Source organism: Sphingomonas sp. GW821-FHT09B04 (genome assembly GCF_059418285.1).
This window is the reverse complement of sequence record NZ_JBWKPO010000004.1, coordinates 297,885-313,933: the sequence shown is the minus strand read 5'-3', so window position 1 is coordinate 313,933 and position 16,049 is coordinate 297,885. Positions and strand designations below refer to the sequence as shown.

Sequence of the window (16,049 nt, the reverse complement as noted above, 5' to 3'; positions counted from 1 at the left end):
AGCCTCATGAAGAAGTTCCTGCTTTCCGCCGCCGCTCTCGCAACCGTGATCGCGCCGACCGCCGCTCAGAATGCCGGTGGCGCGGCGGTACAGGCGCCGCCGTACGAGACGGTGGCCCCGGTTGCGTTCATGGAGGATCTGTCGTCGGGTGCGGTACTCTATGCCAAGGATGCCGATCGGCGGATGCCGCCCGCATCGATGGCAAAGATGATGACCGCTTATGTGGCGTTCGATCTCATCAAGCAGGGTAAGCTCAAGCTCGACCAGATGGTCGATGTTCGTCCGGAGACTTGGCGGAAATGGCATGGTCCTACAGCGGGTTCGACCATGTTCCTGTCGCCGGGTCAGAAGGTCAGCGTCGAGAATCTGATCAACGGTATCGTCGTCGTATCGGGCAACGACGCCTGCGTCGTGCTGGCCGAGGCGGTGGCGGGGACCGAGGAAGCCTTCGTCAATCTGATGAACCAGAAGGCGAAGGAAATCGGCCTCAATAACAGCCGCTTCGGCACCTCGAATGGCTGGCCGGACGAGGGGCGCACCTATGTGACGGCGCGCGACCTCGCGCATCTCGCCAAGGCGACGATTGCCAACCATCCGGATCTCTACAAGCGCTTCTACTCGCGGGAGAGCTTCACCTTCGGCACGACCATGGGCGGCGCGCCGATCACGCAGGCGAACCGCGATCCGCTGCTGGGCCGCGTCAAGGGTTCGGACGGCCTCAAAACCGGCCATACCGAAGAGGCCGGCTATGGCTTCACCGGCTCAGCCGACCAGAATGGCCGTCGCATCGTCATGGTTGTCGCTGGCCTCACCAGCACCAACCAGCGGATCGAGGAATCGGTCAAGTTCATGGATTGGGGCTTCCGTGCCTGGTCGGCGCAGAAGGTGGTGAGCAAGGGCCGCAAGGTCGATGCCGCACAGGTTCAGCTCGGCGACGCGTCTGAAGTCGGCCTTGTTGCCCCGCGCGACCTCTCCGTGGCGATCCCTGCGGGAACCAGCCCGCAGTTCAAGGCCACTGTGTCCTATCAGGGCCCGATCAAGGCCCCGATCAAAGCCGGCGCGCATATCGCCGATCTCGTCATCACCGCGCCGGGCCTGCCTGAGCAGCGGATGCCGCTGGTCGCCGAGGCCGATGTCGGTGAAGCTGGCTTCTTCGGCCGCATCTGGGCCGGTCTCATGTCGTTCTTCGCGTGAGGGGCTGCTTCCTCAGCCTTGAGGGCGGGGAGGGCGCAGGCAAGTCCACTCAGGTACGCCGGCTCGCTGAGGCGCTGGAGGCACGCGGTATCCCGGTGGTGCTGACGCGCGAGCCGGGCGGGACCGAAGGGGCCGAGGCGATCCGCGGCTTGCTGATGCAGGGCGCGGTCAACCGCTGGAGTGCGCATACAGAAGCGCTGCTGTTCGCTGCCGCTCGTGCTGACCATGTTGAAAAGCTGATCCGGCCGGCGGTCGAAGCCGGCAGCTGGGTGATCTGCGACCGCTACATCGATTCGACCCGTGCCTATCAGGGCGCGCAGGATATCGACGATGCCGCGATCCTCGCGTTGCACGGCTTCGGGTCGAAGGGGCTGCTGCCCGACCGAACCTTCATTCTCGACCTGCCCGACGGGGCGGGGGCGGAGCGCGCTCATGCGCGCGATGGTGGCGCGCATGACCGCTTCGGCGCGCGTGGGCCGGACTTCCATGCTGCGGTCGCGGCGCAGTTCCGCCGCATCGCCGCTGCCGAGCCTGACCGCGTCCGCGTGATCGATGCCTCGCGCGCGAAAGATGACGTCACGACGTCACTTCTCGACGCGCTCGCCGATCTGCTGCCATGACGTCACTTGCCGGCAATGCCGCGGCAAAGGCCGCATTCCGCGCCGCGCTGTCGGGCGCTCAACTGCACCATGCATGGTTGCTGACGGGCCCTGAGGGTGTGGGCAAGGCGGCCTTTGCACGGCAGGCAGCGATGCGGATGCTGGCTGAGGCGTCGGGGAAAGGCGAGCTCGCCGGTGACTTTGATGTCCCCGAAGATCACCCCACGCGCCGGATGATCGAGGCGGGCGCGCATCCCGATTATCGCGTGATGGAGCGTCTGCCCAAGGATGCCGACAAGCCGGGTGAGAATCTCGCCCGCTCGATCCCGATCGCGCAGGTGCGCAGCCTCAACCCGATGTTCGCGACCAAGCCGAGCATGTCGTCGCGCCGCGTAGTGGTGATAGACGCGATCGACGATGTCGAACGCCCCGGCGCCGCCAATGCGTTGCTCAAGAATCTCGAGGAGCCGCCCGAGGGAACGATCTTCCTGCTTGTCAGCCATTCGCCGGGCCGGCTGCTCCCGACGATCCGCTCGCGCTGCCGCCTGTTGCGCTTCGATCCGCTGAGCGATGCCGAGGTGGGTTCCATCTTGCGCGCGGAGCTGCCCGAGGCCAGCGCCACGGAGATCGACGCGCTGGTTCGCGCCGGTGGCGGCTCGCCGGGCAAGGCGCTGGGGTTTGCCGGTCTCGATCTCGCTACTCTGGATACCGAGATGTCGGCGATCGCCACCCGCGGCGATCCGGACAATGCAATCCGCGCGCGCCTCGCCAGGACGCTGGGGCCAAAGGCCGCACAGCCACGCTACGAAGCGTTCCTCGCCCGTGTCCCGGCCTTCATCGCGGTCGAGGCGCGCGACCGGCAGGGAAGGGCACTCACCGACGCGCTCACCGCCTATGAGCAGGCTGCGCAACTCGGTCCGCTCGCGCTCGCCCAGTCGCTCGACGCGCAGGCGACGGTGTTCGAGATGGGCGGCATCCTCGCGCGCTTGGCCACCCGCTAAACCAAACCGTTCGCCCTGAGCCTGTCGAAGGGCCTTCCAAATAATCTGTTTCGCTTCAAACCGGCGCGCGCTTGCTCTAGAGCGCCCGCATGGCCGAACCTTACTACATCACCACCGCGATCCATTACCCCAACGGCAAGCCGCATATCGGCCATGCCTATGAGATGATCGCCGCCGACGCGATCGCCCGCTTCCAGCGTCAGGCAGGGCGCGACGTGCGCTTCATGACCGGCACCGACGAGCATGGCCTGAAAATGGCCCAGACCGCGCGCGCGCGCGATCTGACCGCACGCCAGCTTGCCGACGAAATGTCAGCCTATTTTAGTGACATGGCGCGCGATCTGAATATTTCATATGATCGCTTCATCCGCACCGTGGATGCCGATCACTATGCCGCGAGCCAGGCGATCTGGAAGGCGATGGAGGCGAATGGCGACCTCTATCTCGATCGCTATGAGGGCTGGTATTCGGTCCGCGACGAGGCCTTTTACGAGGAAAAGGAACTGACCGACGGGGAAGGGGGCATCAAGCTCTCGCCTCAGGGCACGCCGGTCGAGTGGACCGCCGAGGAAACCTGGTTCTTCAAACTCTCGAAATATCAGCAGCCGTTGCTCGACCTCTACGCCGCGCAGCCCGATTTCATCCGGCCGGAGCGTTCGCGCAACGAGATCGTCAAGTTCGTCGAGGGCGGGCTGGTCGACCTCTCGATCTCGCGGACCAGCTTCGACTGGGGTGTGCCGGTGCCGGATTCGCCCGGCCACGTCATGTATGTCTGGGTCGATGCGCTGACCAACTACCTCACCGGCATCGGCTATCCCAACGCCGGCAGCGATCTCGCGCATTACTGGCCCGCCAGCCTGCATTTGATCGGCAAGGACATCACGCGCTTTCACACCGTCTACTGGCCGGCGTTCCTGATGTCCGCCGGGATCGCGCTGCCCAAACAGGTGTTCGCGCACGGCTTCATCCTCAACCGGGGTGAGAAAATCTCCAAGTCGCAGCTCGCGCTGATGGAGAAGCCGCCGGTGGTCGATCCGATCGAGCTGGCGCGTCTCTATGGCGTCGACGCGCTGCGCTATTTCCTGTTGCGCGAAGTCGCGTTCGGCAGCGACGGCAGCTTCAGTGACGAAGCGATCGTCACCCGCGCCAACGCCGATCTTGCCAACAGCTTTGGCAACCTCGCTCAGCGCACGCTGGCGCAGATCTTCAAGAACTGCGATGCCTATCTGCCGGCTATCCACGGCCACACGGAAGCGGACAATGCCCTGTTCGAGACGGTCGGGCAGACGGTTCGCGAAATCATGCCGCGGGCATTCGAGGAGCTGGCGCTGAATCAGGCGGTCGAGGCGTGGATGCAGGCGGTTTTCGCCTGCAACGCCTATATCGACGAGCAGGCACCTTGGGCGCTTCGCAAGACCGATCCGGATCGGATGCAGACCGTGCTCGCCACGCTCTACATCTGCATCGCCCAGCTTGCGGTCGGCATCCTGCCGGTCATTCCGACCAGTGCGACGACGCTGCTCGATCGCATGGGTGTCGATCCCGCGCTCCGCACGCCGGAAGCGATCGGCTCGCACTGGTATTCGCCGCTCGCAGAGAGCGATTACCGCATCGAACAACCGGCAGCGCTGTTCCCGCGGCTCGAACTGGCGGCGGACCCCGCCGCATGAGGCTCGCTGACAGCCATTGCCACCTCAACTACAAGGGGCTGGGCGAGCAGCAGCCCGAAATACTGGCGCGCGCGCGCGAAAGCGGCGTGGTGGCGATGCTCAATATCGCCACGCGCGAACGCGAGTGGGACGAGGTGCTGGCGACGGCCGAGCGTGAGGCCGATGTCTGGGCCACGGTCGGCATCCACCCGCACGAAGCGGACGAGCATCCGCATATCGACACCGCCAAGCTCGTCGATCGTGCCCGGCATCCGCGCGTCGTCGGCATTGGCGAGACCGGGCTCGACTATTATTACGACCACAGTGACCGCGCGCAGCAGCAGGCGAGTTTCCGCGCACACATCGCCGCGAGCCGCGAAACCGGCCTCCCGCTGATCGTCCACACCCGCGATGCCGAGGAAGACACCGCCAACATTCTCGCGGACGAGATGGGGAAGGGCGCCTATCCCGGCGTGATCCACTGTTTCACCGCCAGCGGCGCCTTCGCCGACAAGGCGATGGAGCTCGGCTTCTACATCTCGATCTCAGGCATCGTAACCTTCAAGAACGCGCGCGACTTGCAGGAGACCGCCGCACGGCTCCCGCTCGACCGCCTGCTGATCGAGACCGACGCTCCCTTCCTCGCCCCCGTGCCCCATCGCGGCAAGACTGGCGAACCCGCCTTCGTCGCCGACACCTGCCGCTTCCTCGCCCAGCTGCGCGGCGTGGATGCCGAAGAACTGGCCGAAGCGACGCGCGCCAACTTCCACAAATTGTTCGCGAAAACGCTGGCGTAGGGGCGGGGCGTGAAGGTTCGCATCCTCGGTTCCGGGACTTCCTCGGGCGTCCCGAGGATTGGCAATGACTGGGGCGACTGCGATCCCGCCGAGCCGCGCAACCGCCGCACCCGCGCGTCGATCCTGGTCGAAAGCGCCACGACCCGCATCCTGGTCGACACCAGCCCGGACATGCGCGAACAACTGCTCGCTGCCGATGTCGGCGATGTCGACGCGGTGATCTGGACGCATGACCATGCCGATCACACCCATGGCATCGACGACCTGCGTCAGCTGATGCACGCGCGTGGCCAGCCGGTGCCGGGCTTCGCGCCGCCGGCGACGATCGCGGGCCTGACAGCGCGCTTCCGCTATGTCTTCGAGGGTGGGGGACCTTATCGCGCCACCGCGACGATCGATCCGCTCATCGATGGCATGACGATCGGCGATATTGTGGTCCGCGCCGTGGATCAGCCGCACGGCGGCATCATTTCGGCCGGATTACGCTTTGAGCATGACGGCAAGTCAGTCGGATATGCTACTGATTTCAATGAGTTTACACCCGAGATGGGGCGTCTCTACACCGATCTCGACCTGTGGGTCGCCGATGCGCTCCGCCGGGAGCCGCATCCGACGCATCCGCATCTCGCGCAGACGCTCGGCTGGGCGCGAAAATGCCGTTCGCCACGGACTATCCTTGTGCATATGGACAAGACGATGGACTATAGGACGCTGCTTGCTGAGCTGCCCGGGGGGGTAGAGCCGGGCTATGACGGCATGGAGATCGTGGTTTGAGCGAAACGCAAATTCTTCAGCTGGTTTCGCTGCTCGGCTTTCTGGTGCTGGTGCTGGGCTCGCTCAGCATCCGGCGGTTGCGGATCGGCTTCATCCTCAAGACCGTGATCGGCTGGGCGGTCATCGCTGGTCTCATCTATCTCGTCGTCATTAATCGCCACACGATCGCCGATCAGCTCAATACGATCGGCGCGCGGATCGGCGTGTCGGAAGCGCCGCAGGTCGCCGAAGGCGACGCGGTCCGCATCCAGCTTTCGCCCGATGGTCATTTCTGGGCGCGCGCGACGATCAACGGCGTCGAGCGCCGCATGCTGATCGACAGCGGCGCCACCGTCAGCGCGATCAGTGAGGAAACCGCGCAGGCTGCCGGCATCGATTTCACGCGCGGCATGCCGGTCAGCGTGTCGACCGCCAATGGGACGGTGGAAGCGCGCCGTGCACGTGCGCAGCGGGTTCAGGTTGGACCGCTCGGCACCGACGATCTCACCGTGTTCGTCGCGTCGAACTTCGGGGATCTGGACGTGCTCGGCATGAATTTCCTGTCGCGTCTCAAGGCCTGGCGCGTGGAAGGGAATGTGCTGATCCTCGAGCCTCAGACCAAAGCTGTGGCAGGATAAATTTAACATAATGTATATTATCGAACATTCTGACCACCGATTCCGATAGCTCCCCCTCGACCGGGAAAGCCCATGAGCGTCATTGCTTCAATCGCCTACTTGCTGATCGGCGCTCAGCCCGCGGCGGCGTTGCAAACGACCGAGGCGATCCGGGCGACCGAGCCACAACCGGCGGACGATTTCGATGAGATCTTGGTGACCGCCAGAAAGGACGCGTCACCGCCCAGGCTGGATGCGGCCGACTATTTCCGCCGCCTTTGCTACGAACCAACCCGCAAGACCGGAAAACCTGCGCCGCCATCGGACGATCCCGATTGGGAACCGCTTGACGCGCGTGCGCGGCAACAGTTCGGCGTCACCGATGCGGACGTGCCGGCATTCGGCCTGACAGCGACATCCCAGGGCAGCACGCTGTTGTTCAAGGCCGAGCGACTTTCCAAGCCCGGCGGACTGACCGAAAGCCGTTGCACAATGGTCGTGATCGGCGGCGATGAACATCGTCGCCTGCCGCAACAGCTGTCGGCCGTGTTTGGCGGGTCCGGAACGCAACGGCACGTTGGTCGACGGGATGGTTCGCCTCGCATCGCGGGCTGGGAGCAATGGCTGTGGAGTGCCATGCCGGCGCGTGGGTCAAGGAGCTGGCGCGAGGTTAATGCCGCGACGCGGGGTGCCAGTCGCGCTACATGGTTGGTGGTGACCGATCTCCGTTTCTATAGCGATCACGACTATGTCATGGGTGACCTGAAGATCCGGCAGGGCCATGGCCGGAGCCTGAGCATGATGACGCTCGCCCACATAACCCGTCCACGCAGCGCGAAAGCGGTACGTTGACCCTCTTGAAGTCCGACCGGTTGGCTGGCGACGATCTGTCGTCCCGCGCGGTCACGATGGGATCGATATGCAGCAACACGAAATGAGTGACCGCGAAGACTCCCCCGCAATCGCCGCGATCGAGTCCCCCGGTATCGAGCGGTTGATGGCGATCATGGCGCGGCTGCGCGATCCCGTGAGCGGCTGTGAATGGGATACCGTCCAGACCTTTGAAACGATCGCGCCGTACACGATCGAGGAAGCCTATGAGGTCGCTGATGCGATCGAGCGCTCCGACATGGCCGATCTCAGGGACGAACTCGGCGATCTGCTGCTCCAGGTGATCTTCCACAGCCGCATCGCGCAGGAAGCCGGCCATTTCGATCTCTCCGACGTCGTCAGTGGCATTTGCGACAAGATGGAACGCCGCCATCCCCATATCTTCCGCGGAGCGGTTGAGGGCGGCCATCACCTCTGGGAGCAAATCAAGGCCGAAGAGCGCGGCAGCAAGGGCGTCGCGGGCGCGCTGGACGGTGTGGCGACCGGCCTCCCCGCCCTGCTCCGCGCTGAAAAGCTTCAGAAACGTGCCGCACGCACCGGCTTCGACTGGCCCGATCCCTCGGGTGCCCGCGCCAAGATCGATGAAGAACTCGCTGAGGTCGAGGCGGCCGCCACCAATGCCGAGCGCATCGAGGAGATCGGTGACCTGCTCTTCGCGACGGTCAACTGGTCGCGCAAACTGGGCATCGACCCTGAAGCTGCATTGCGCGCCGCCAACGCCAAGTTCGAGGGCCGTTTCCGCGCAATGGAAGCCCGGGCAGGCGACACCTTCGCCTCGCTCGGCCTCGATGCGCAGGAGGAACTCTGGCAGCAGGTCAAGCGCGGCTAGGTATTTTGTTCTTGTTCCGTTCCAATCGGCGGGTTAGGCTCCTTCCCTCCCGAAGAGGAGATCTGAAATGTCTGCCTATGTCACGATCGGCGCGAATGATTCCGAAGCGTCCAACCGCTTCTACGATGCCGTGCTGGGCGCGATCGGCTGGGCGAGCCATGTGGAGTTTCCGGGATGGCGCGCCTATTCGCAGGGCGGCAGTGGCGACGGTTTCACGATCTGGGTCGCCCGCCCCTTCAACGGCGGCGATGCGAATTCGGGCAACGGATCGATGATCGGGCTGTTTGCTGCGGATCGTGTGCAGGTCGACGCCTTCCACGCTGCCGCGCTCGCCAATGGCGGTAGCGACGAGGGCGCACCGGGTCTTCGCCCGCATTACGGGCCGAACTGGTATGCTGCCTATGTACGCGATCCGGTTGGCAACAAGCTCGCGTTGGTGTGCCGAGCGCAACCGGACTAGGTCATCGAGTCACAAGCGCATCGCGCCGATCTCGCGCAGGTTGACGCTATGCCTGACGCGCGGAACCCCTACCCTTCAATAACTTCGCTGATCTGCACGATGGGGCGAATATCCGTATAGTTCGCAACGTCTGCGGCGATCTCCGCGCGGTGGGGAGTCAACGCTTCCTCGAATACCGCCAGGCTCGGCGAGTATACATGGCACGCCGCGACGAACTCCGGCGCACTTCCAGCTTCGCGGCCAGCAAGGCCCTGATCGATCTCGTAGCGCAGGCAGGCATCGCCGAGCCGCTCCCGGATCAGCGGCATATGACGGGTATGATAATAGTCGTGATCGAACTTCGAGCCGCCATCAGCCGGATAATAGACGCTCATCTTGATCATGGTCGGGTTCCTGCCTGAACGCCTCTCGGAGCGTTCAAGGGGTTCTTCTAACTAACCGACTTGTAAAGCGCATTCAGGTTCTGGCTGAAACGAGTTTGACCAGAGCAACGTCATTTTCGCTGTGCTCTTTGAAGCGAGTTGGCAATGGCAGGGCGCGAAGATCACGCTGCTTCGGTGGCGGCTTCCACTGCCATCAGGGTAGCGCCGGCATATTTCTCGGCTTCAGGCTCGAACAGCTTGCTGATCTTGAAGCTGCGCTCGGTGAGCGCCAGGTTCTTGAGGCCGTCGATCTTGAAGGTGCCGATCTTCTCTTCGCGCGGGATCACGAAATCGCGCGAGATGACCTGCGCATCGATATAGAGCGCGCCGCCGCGGGTGTAGAGAATATGCGGCGCCAACACCATGCGCGTGCGGTTATAGATGGCGTTCAGGCACAACTGCCTGACAATCCCCTCCAGCACGATGGGCGTCGGGTTGGCCGGTGATTCGGCCCCGTTAGCGGTATCCATGGCAACAATCTGGCGATTATGTTGCGTTGCAGCAAGAGGAGAATCGTCGGGATGCTCCGAAAAGCGGGCCGAGCTGTCCTATTTCTTGTGCCAGGGCATCGTGATCAGCCATGTTTTCGGCCGTCCGCTTGGTCTTGCCATGCCATTGAGCCGCTCGGCGCGGATGATGCGGACGGGCTTGAGGATCATCTGCCCGCGCATCACACCCCTCCCCCCGCCGCTCGGCATCGCCAATACCCGCCGGACAACGTCCATTCCGGCGGTCACTTTGCCGAACGCAGCAAAGCCCGGCGTGTTCGGCCGTGCATCGAGCGAGGGATTATCGCCGACCATGATCGAAAAGTTTCCGTTCGCCGAGTTCGGATCGGCCCCATGCGCCATCGAGATCGCGCCATCGAGGTGCCTGATCCCGGTTCGGTTGGTCGGCTCGAGCGGCAGCGCCGGCAGGATTCGCCGCGCATCGGTGCCGATGCCGCCCTGAACGAAGCCCAGTTTCGGATCGCTTGCCCGGCGGGCGGTGCGATAGAATTCGGTGCCTTCCAGCCGTCCGTCATCGACATAGAGCATGAAGTTCGCGACCGTCTTTGGCGCGCGTCCGGCGTCGAGCGCCAGCGTGATGTCCCCGGCCGAGGTGACGAGTTTCACTCGAATGATCGATGGTTCGGGCGGGGGCGCGGCCGAAACGAGAGGCAGGGCAATACACGCAAGAAAAACACGCCGATCCAACATTATACGCTGCGAACCTCGAACCTCTCATAATCCTTGGGTGCCATGCGAACCTCATAGACGGCGGAGTCGCCATCCATCCAGTGCTCGACGACATCGCCATGCTGGTGCAGCCACGCCGCGCCCGCCCCGTCGCTTGGATCGAGCCGGATCGTATAGCGCCGATGTCCCTGGGTAAGCAGGCCCGAGACCGTGCTGATCAGGGTGTCGACGCCCTCCCCGCTCAGTGCCGACACGGCGATCACGTCATCACGTTTGGCGGCCTCGCCGAACACCTCGTCGCGCTGTTCCGTGTCGAGCAGGTCGAGCTTGTTCCATGCTTCGAACCGCGGAGTGGCGGGATCGACGCCGATTTCCTTGAGGACCGTCTCGACATCGTCCTTCTGCGCCTGCGTGTCCGGGTGCGCGATGTCGCGCACATGGATCAGCAGATCGGCGGACACCACCTCCTCCAGCGTCGCCTTGAACGCCGCGACCAGCTGTGTGGGCAGTTCGGACACGAACCCGACCGTGTCGGACAGGATCGCCTTGTCGATACCGGGTAGCGAGATCTGTCGCAGCGTCGGATCGAGCGTCGCGAAGAGCAGGTTCTCCGCCATGACGTCCGCACCGGTCAGGCGATTGAAAAGCGTGGATTTTCCGGCATTGGTATAGCCGACCAGCGCGATCACTGGCCAGGGCGCGCGCTGGCGCCGGTCACGGTGCAGGCTGCGCGTCCGGCTCACCGAATCGAGCTCGCGCTTCAGCCGCGCCATCCGGTCGCGGATCAGGCGTCGATCGGCCTCGATCTGCGTCTCACCCGGGCCACCGAGGAAGCCGAAGCCGCCGCGCTGGCGCTCGAGATGGGTCCAGCTGCGCACCAGCCGCCCCGCCTGATAGTCGAGATGCGCCAGTTCGACCTGCAGCCGGCCTTCGGCAGTCCGTGCTCGCTCGCCGAAGATTTCGAGGATCAGGCCGGTACGGTCGATCACCTTGCAGCCGAGCGCGGTCTCAAGGTTGCGCTGCTGCACCGGCGTCAGCGCCGCGTCGAACACCGCCAGCCCCAGTTCGCTGTCGCGCACCGTTTCCGCCAGCGCTTCGACCTGACCTGATCCGATCAGCGTCCCCGGCTTGGGCGCACGGATGCGCAGCGCGACCCGCTCGATCACCTCGACGCCGATCGCGAGCGCAAGACCTGCGGTCTCCTCCAGCCGCGCCTCGGCGTCGCGCGTGCTGCCGCCGAGGTCGGGGTAGACGACCACGGCGCGCACGCCACGCGTGAACTCGTCAGAATCGCGATCGAAACCGGTACTCATACGTTCAGGCGTCTCGTCCCTCAGCTTTCCTCGCCGTCATCGGCGAGGTTGAGCGGGTGTGCAGGCTGAATGGTGGATACCGCGTGCTTGTAGACGAGCTGGTAGATGCCGTCGCGCTGCAGGAGCATACAGAACAGGTCGAACGCCGCGATCCCGCCCTGCAGCATCACGCCATTGACCAGGAACATGGTGACATTTTCCTGCTGGCGCTTGACCGCGCTCAGGAAAACTTCCTGCAAAACCGGGTTCTTGGAGGTTGCTTCGGGCACCGCATCGACGATCGACGCGACATCGACCGAACTTGAAGGCATGATCGTCGAGATCGCGTGCTTGTAGATAAGCTGCGACTGGCCGTCGCGGCGCAACAGCACGGAAAAATTGTCGAACCACGTGACGATCCCCTGGAGCTTCACGCCCTTGACCAGAAACATCGTGACGGGGGTCTTGGATTTGCGGAGCGCGTTCAGGAAGAGGTCCTGAAGCGAAGTCTGTTTGTCGGCCATACGATGCGGCTTCCACTATTCTTGGCAGGATTTTTCCCGCGAGAGCGCCGTTTCCCGGCGTCGGAGACGCGCCACCCGCGGCGCGTGGCCGCAATGTAGGCGGTCGGCAGAGCAAGGTCCATAGGCCCACCCTGCCGCCTGCCATCCCCTTTCGACGAACGTCAGGCGTTACTCCTCGCGCTCTTCGTGGATCCCGAGCAGCTTCAATTTCCGGTGCAGCGCCGAACGCTCCATGCCGATGAAGTGCGCCGTTCGCGAGATATTGCCCGAGAAGCGGCGGATCTGGATCCGCAGATACTCGCGTTCGAAGGTCTCGCGCGCTTCCTTGAGCGGCGCGCCCATCATCGCGGTGGCCCCGCCCCCATCGCCATCGCCGCTGCGCCGTCCGAGCACATCGTTGGGCAGCAGATCGATGTCGATCCGGCCGATCCGGTCCCCCGGCGCGAGGATCACCGTCGCCTCGACGACGTTGCGAAGCTGGCGGACATTGCCCGGCCATTCATAGCTTTGCAGCGCGACCATCGCATCGGGCGCGACTTCGGGTGTCGGGACGCGGCGTTCGGTGGCGTAATGCGCGACAAAATGCTCGACCAGCGGCGGAATATCCTCGCGCCGCTCGGTCAGCGGCGGGATCGCCACCGGTACCACGTTCAGGCGGTAGAACAGATCCTCGCGGAACCGCCCCTCGGCGATCTCCGCCATCAGGTCGCGCGCCGTGGCAGAGACGACGCGGACGTCGACCTTCACCTGACGCTGCCCGCCCACGCGGTTGAACTTCTGCTCGGTCAGCACGCGCAGGATCCGCCCCTGCGTCGCGATTGGCATATCGGCGATCTCGTCGAGGAACAGCGTTCCGCCATGCGCCTGTTCGAGCAGGCCGGGATGGACCAGATCGCCATCCTCAACGCCGAACAGCTCCTCTTCCACCCGCTCGGGCGTCATCCGTGCGGCGCTCACGATCACGAACGGTCCGGCAACGCGGTTGCTCCACTCGTGAAGCAGCCTCGCCGCCACTTCCTTGCCGGTACCGGGGCCGCCGGTGATCATCACCCGGCTGCCTGTCGCCGCCACGCGCTTCAGGGTCGCGCGCACGCCGTTGATCGAGCCGGACGTGCCGGTCAGGTCGGTCTCGCGTCCCACGCTCGCGCGCAGCGAGGCGACCTCGCGCCGCAACCGTTCGGTCTCCGTCGCCCGCTCGACCAGCAGCAGCAACCGCTCGGCTTCGAACGGCTTTTCGATAAAGTCGCTCGCGCCGCGCCGGATCGCCGCCACCGCGGTGTCGAGATTGCCATGGCCGGAGATCACCAGCACCGGGATCGACGGGTCGCGGCGCTTGATCTCATCGAGCAGTTCCAGCCCGTCGAGCCGCGATCCCTGAAGCCATACGTCGAGCAGCACCAGGCTCGGCCGACGTTCGGCGATCGCTTCCAGCGCCGAATCGCTGTCCGCGGCGCCGCGCGTCTCATAGCCCTCGTCCTCGAGCACGCCCGCGACCAGTTCGCGAATATCGCGCTCATCGTCGACGACCAGAATGTCCAAGCTCATACGCCTTACCCGTTCTTTGTTCTGGTGAGTCCGGTGGGCACTGCCCCGCCGGGTTCTTCGCTATCCCCGCCCCCGGTTCCCTCCATCCGCTCAAGTGCCGCGGTGTCGAAGCACAGCGTCACGCGCGCGCCGCCGCCGGGACGGTCGGCAAAGGTCATCGTCCCGAAATGCTCCTCGACGATCTTCTTGACGATCGCGAGGCCAAGGCCGGTGCCGCGGCTGCGCGTCGTCATATAGGGCTCGACGATCCGCTCGCGCTCGGCGGGCAGGCCGATGCCATTGTCGTCGACGTCGATCAGCAATTGTCCCGGCTCACCCGCGCGGATCGTCATCGCGACCTCGCCGCGTTCGCCGTCCTTGCGGGTCTCGACCGCCTCGACCGCCTCGGTCGCATTCTTGACCAGATTGGTCAGCGCCTGCCCCAGCTGGCGCCGATCGCATACCAAAGCCGGCACCGGATCGGGGTGCGTCATGGTGAAGCGGATTTCCGGCTTCGCCACTTCGTGCAGGAACATCGTCTGCCGCGCGATGTCGAGCAGCGATTCCTCGCGGAACACGGGCTTCGGCATTCGCGCGAAGGACGAGAATTCGTCCACCATCCGCCGCAGGTCGCCGACCTGGCGTACGATCGTGTCGGTCAGCTTGGCGAAGGTGCCGTCCTCGGCATCGACCTGCTTGCCGTACCGGCGCTGGAGCCGTTCGGCGGCGAGCTGGATCGGGGTCAGCGGGTTCTTGATTTCGTGCGCGATGCGCCGGGCGACGTCGGACCATGCCGCACGCCGCTGATCGAGCAGCTGCTGGGTGATATCGTCGAAGGTCAGCACCTGTCCGCCCTCGTCGCGGGTGACCTTCACCGCCAGCGTTCGCGCCTCGCCGCCGCTGGCGAGCTGGACGATATCCTCGCGCGCCTCGCCGTCGAGCAAGCCCTCCAGCTCGGGAGCAACGTCGCCGAGCAGTCGCCCGACCGGCGCCTCGCCCGGATTGAGCAGGACCATCGCCGAGCTGTTGATCACCCGGATGCGCCGGTCCGCGTCGATCGACACCACACCTGCGGTGACGCCGGACATCACCGCTTCGATCAGCGCGCGCCGGCTTTCGGACTCTGCGTTGGCGGTGACCAGCGCGTTGGTCTGTTCCTGCAGACGGTCGGTCATCCGGTTGAAGGCGGTCCCGAGGATGCCGAGTTCGTCGTCGGATTTGCGCGTCGGCACACGGGTGCCGAGATCGCCCTCGGCGACGTCGCGCGCGGCCTTCACCAGATCGCCCACGGGGCGGATGAGGCGGTCTGCGATTTCCAGAGCGACCCACACCGCGAGGCCGACGATCAGCAACGACAGCACCAGCAGCGCGATGTTGAACTGCAGCTGCAGGCTGCGCGAACGTTCGGTCAGCGAGGTATAGTCCCGCACCACCGATTCCGCGCGTGCTTTGCGCTCAAGCAGCGCAGGATCGACAACGCGCGCGGCATAGAGATAGGTGCCCGGGTTATTGGGAAAGCGCGTCAGCGCGCGGATCCGGCCCCCGGCATCCTCCACCACGACCGATTTCTTCCCGGCCTTCAACTCGTTGATCGCCCGGGCGCTGACCTGCTCTTCGATCAGGCGCTCATACGGGTTGAGGATGGCCAGCGTCTGCAATTCACCCGATTCGGCCTGCCGGACGATCGCGGCCTCGGAAAGCTCGCGCTGCGTGGTCTGAACCAGCAGCGTGTTGATGAACTCCTGACTGTCGATGGGGACCTCGGTCAGGCGGAGCGCGAGATCGATTGCCATCGCTTCGGTATTCGCACCGACGCGTTGTCCGAGATCCTCGAAACTGCCCTGTGCGATGGCCGAAGCATTCTCCAGCATCGACCGCGCGCGATCCGAATACCAGAACTCGACGCCGTACTGGAACAGCAGCGACGCGACGATCGACACGAAGATCGTTGGCACGCTCGCCAGGATCGAGAAGATCGCGACCAGCCGTACGTGCAGTCGCGCGCGGCCGCCCAGCGGAGATCGCGCCGCACGCCGCATCGCGATGCGGCGGCCGACGAGCACGATCAGGGCGACGAGCGGAACCAGATTCGCCACCAGCAACAGCGCCACCAACGGTGGGGTCAGCAGGCGCTGCGATCCGGTATTGCCGCTGATCACCAGATAGGTGGTCAGCATCATGCCAACCGCAATCCCGAATACGATCAGCTCGAGAATGGGTGTGACGTTGAACCGCCGCGCGGTCGGTAAAGTATCGGCAATCGGCTCGGCGACAGCGGTCATCGTTGCATAGCTACAACATACCCGTTGCCTTGAAAAC

17 protein-coding genes are annotated in these 16,049 nt (G+C 64.6%); 10 read left to right on the top strand and 7 right to left on the bottom strand.

The window, feature by feature from the left end:
* Positions 1-6 precede the first annotated feature (6 nt).
* The 10 genes from AC07NK_RS14485 (at position 7) to AC07NK_RS14440 (ending at position 8,790) form a co-directional block, all read left to right on the top strand.
* Positions 7-1,194, top strand: coding sequence for a D-alanyl-D-alanine carboxypeptidase family protein (locus AC07NK_RS14485; protein ID WP_495171308.1), 1,188 nt, complete (start codon positions 7-9; stop codon positions 1,192-1,194).
* Positions 1,191-1,814, top strand: coding sequence for a dTMP kinase (gene tmk, locus AC07NK_RS14480; RefSeq protein ID WP_495171307.1), 624 nt, complete (start codon positions 1,191-1,193; stop codon positions 1,812-1,814). Before AC07NK_RS14485 ends, tmk begins: the two co-directional genes overlap by 4 nt.
* A complete protein-coding gene (locus AC07NK_RS14475; protein WP_495171306.1) occupies positions 1,811-2,794 on the top strand; it encodes a DNA polymerase III delta subunit-related protein in 984 nt (327 codons plus the stop codon). The genes tmk and AC07NK_RS14475 overlap by 4 nt, the downstream gene beginning before the upstream one ends.
* Before the next feature lie 89 nt (positions 2,795-2,883).
* Positions 2,884-4,464, top strand: coding sequence for a methionine--tRNA ligase (gene metG, locus AC07NK_RS14470; RefSeq protein WP_495171305.1), 1,581 nt, complete (start codon positions 2,884-2,886; stop codon positions 4,462-4,464).
* Positions 4,461-5,240 carry a TatD family hydrolase gene (locus AC07NK_RS14465; protein WP_495171304.1) on the top strand — a complete coding sequence of 260 codons (780 nt, stop codon included), beginning with the start codon at positions 4,461-4,463 and terminating at the stop codon, positions 5,238-5,240. The genes metG and AC07NK_RS14465 overlap by 4 nt, the downstream gene beginning before the upstream one ends.
* Positions 5,241-5,249: 9 nt before the next feature.
* Entirely contained in the window at positions 5,250-6,014 is a 765-nt protein-coding gene (locus tag AC07NK_RS14460; RefSeq protein WP_495171303.1) for an MBL fold metallo-hydrolase, read from the top strand.
* On the top strand, positions 6,011-6,631 hold the full coding sequence (locus AC07NK_RS14455; RefSeq protein ID WP_495171302.1) for a retropepsin-like aspartic protease family protein: 621 nt from the start codon (positions 6,011-6,013) through the stop codon (positions 6,629-6,631). Before AC07NK_RS14460 ends, AC07NK_RS14455 begins: the two co-directional genes overlap by 4 nt.
* Positions 6,632-6,703: 72 nt before the next feature.
* Positions 6,704-7,462, top strand: coding sequence for a hypothetical protein (locus tag AC07NK_RS14450; protein WP_495171301.1), 759 nt, complete (start codon positions 6,704-6,706; stop codon positions 7,460-7,462).
* A gap of 82 nt (positions 7,463-7,544) precedes the next feature.
* Positions 7,545-8,330 (top strand): nucleoside triphosphate pyrophosphohydrolase, encoded by a 786-nt coding sequence (gene mazG / locus AC07NK_RS14445; protein WP_495171300.1) that lies wholly within the window; start codon positions 7,545-7,547, stop codon positions 8,328-8,330.
* A gap of 67 nt (positions 8,331-8,397) precedes the next feature.
* Complete coding sequence (locus tag AC07NK_RS14440; RefSeq protein WP_495171299.1) at positions 8,398-8,790, top strand: VOC family protein; 393 nt, start codon at positions 8,398-8,400, stop codon at positions 8,788-8,790.
* Positions 8,791-8,858: 68 nt separating this feature from the next.
* On the opposite strand, the gene AC07NK_RS14435 is transcribed toward AC07NK_RS14440, so the two are convergent.
* The 7 genes from AC07NK_RS14435 to AC07NK_RS14405 form a co-directional block, all read right to left on the bottom strand.
* A complete protein-coding gene (locus AC07NK_RS14435; RefSeq protein WP_495171298.1) occupies positions 8,859-9,173 on the bottom strand; it encodes an EthD family reductase in 315 nt (104 codons plus the stop codon).
* Positions 9,174-9,334: 161 nt separating this feature from the next.
* Positions 9,335-9,682, bottom strand: a complete 348-nt coding sequence (locus tag AC07NK_RS14430) for a hypothetical protein (protein ID WP_495171297.1) — start codon at positions 9,680-9,682, stop codon at positions 9,335-9,337.
* 78 nt (positions 9,683-9,760) lie between these two features.
* Positions 9,761-10,411, bottom strand: coding sequence for a peptidylprolyl isomerase (locus AC07NK_RS14425; RefSeq protein WP_495171296.1), 651 nt, complete (start codon positions 10,409-10,411; stop codon positions 9,761-9,763).
* The gene (gene hflX / locus AC07NK_RS14420; RefSeq protein ID WP_495171295.1) at positions 10,411-11,703 is read right to left on the bottom strand and encodes a GTPase HflX; all 1,293 of its coding nucleotides are present in this window, start codon (positions 11,701-11,703) and stop codon (positions 10,411-10,413) included. Before hflX ends, AC07NK_RS14425 begins: the two co-directional genes overlap by 1 nt.
* 20 nt (positions 11,704-11,723) lie before the next feature.
* The gene (hfq, locus tag AC07NK_RS14415) at positions 11,724-12,206 is read right to left on the bottom strand and encodes an RNA chaperone Hfq (protein ID WP_495171294.1); all 483 of its coding nucleotides are present in this window, start codon (positions 12,204-12,206) and stop codon (positions 11,724-11,726) included.
* Positions 12,207-12,374: 168 nt separating this feature from the next.
* A complete protein-coding gene (ntrX, locus tag AC07NK_RS14410; protein ID WP_495171293.1) occupies positions 12,375-13,751 on the bottom strand; it encodes a nitrogen assimilation response regulator NtrX in 1,377 nt (458 codons plus the stop codon).
* Between the two features lie 5 nt (positions 13,752-13,756).
* Positions 13,757-16,012: a sensor histidine kinase gene (locus tag AC07NK_RS14405; RefSeq protein ID WP_495171292.1), complete on the bottom strand. Its 2,256-nt coding sequence runs from the start codon at positions 16,010-16,012 to the stop codon at positions 13,757-13,759.
* Between the last annotated feature and the right edge of the window lie 37 nt (positions 16,013-16,049).

What these genes read in the sequence shown, in the direction of transcription:
- AC07NK_RS14485 (WP_495171308.1), top strand. Translation starts at nt 7, where the DNA reads ATGAAGAAGTTCCTGCTTTCCGCCGCCGCTCTCGCAACCGTGATCGCG.
- AC07NK_RS14475 (WP_495171306.1), top strand. Translation starts at nt 1,811, where the DNA reads ATGACGTCACTTGCCGGCAATGCCGCGGCAAAGGCCGCATTCCGCGCC.
- metG (WP_495171305.1), top strand. Translation starts at nt 2,884, where the DNA reads ATGGCCGAACCTTACTACATCACCACCGCGATCCATTACCCCAACGGC.
- AC07NK_RS14465 (WP_495171304.1), top strand. Translation starts at nt 4,461, where the DNA reads ATGAGGCTCGCTGACAGCCATTGCCACCTCAACTACAAGGGGCTGGGC.
- AC07NK_RS14450 (WP_495171301.1), top strand. Translation starts at nt 6,704, where the DNA reads ATGAGCGTCATTGCTTCAATCGCCTACTTGCTGATCGGCGCTCAGCCC.
- mazG (WP_495171300.1), top strand. Translation starts at nt 7,545, where the DNA reads ATGAGTGACCGCGAAGACTCCCCCGCAATCGCCGCGATCGAGTCCCCC.
- AC07NK_RS14440 (WP_495171299.1), top strand. Translation starts at nt 8,398, where the DNA reads ATGTCTGCCTATGTCACGATCGGCGCGAATGATTCCGAAGCGTCCAAC.
- AC07NK_RS14435 (WP_495171298.1), bottom strand. Translation starts at nt 9,173, where the DNA reads ATGATCAAGATGAGCGTCTATTATCCGGCTGATGGCGGCTCGAAGTTC.
- AC07NK_RS14430 (WP_495171297.1), bottom strand. Translation starts at nt 9,682, where the DNA reads ATGGATACCGCTAACGGGGCCGAATCACCGGCCAACCCGACGCCCATC.
- AC07NK_RS14425 (WP_495171296.1), bottom strand. Translation starts at nt 10,411, where the DNA reads ATGTTGGATCGGCGTGTTTTTCTTGCGTGTATTGCCCTGCCTCTCGTT.
- hflX (WP_495171295.1), bottom strand. Translation starts at nt 11,703, where the DNA reads ATGAGTACCGGTTTCGATCGCGATTCTGACGAGTTCACGCGTGGCGTG.
- hfq (WP_495171294.1), bottom strand. Translation starts at nt 12,206, where the DNA reads ATGGCCGACAAACAGACTTCGCTTCAGGACCTCTTCCTGAACGCGCTC.
- ntrX (WP_495171293.1), bottom strand. Translation starts at nt 13,751, where the DNA reads ATGAGCTTGGACATTCTGGTCGTCGACGATGAGCGCGATATTCGCGAA.
- AC07NK_RS14405 (WP_495171292.1), bottom strand. Translation starts at nt 16,012, where the DNA reads ATGACCGCTGTCGCCGAGCCGATTGCCGATACTTTACCGACCGCGCGG.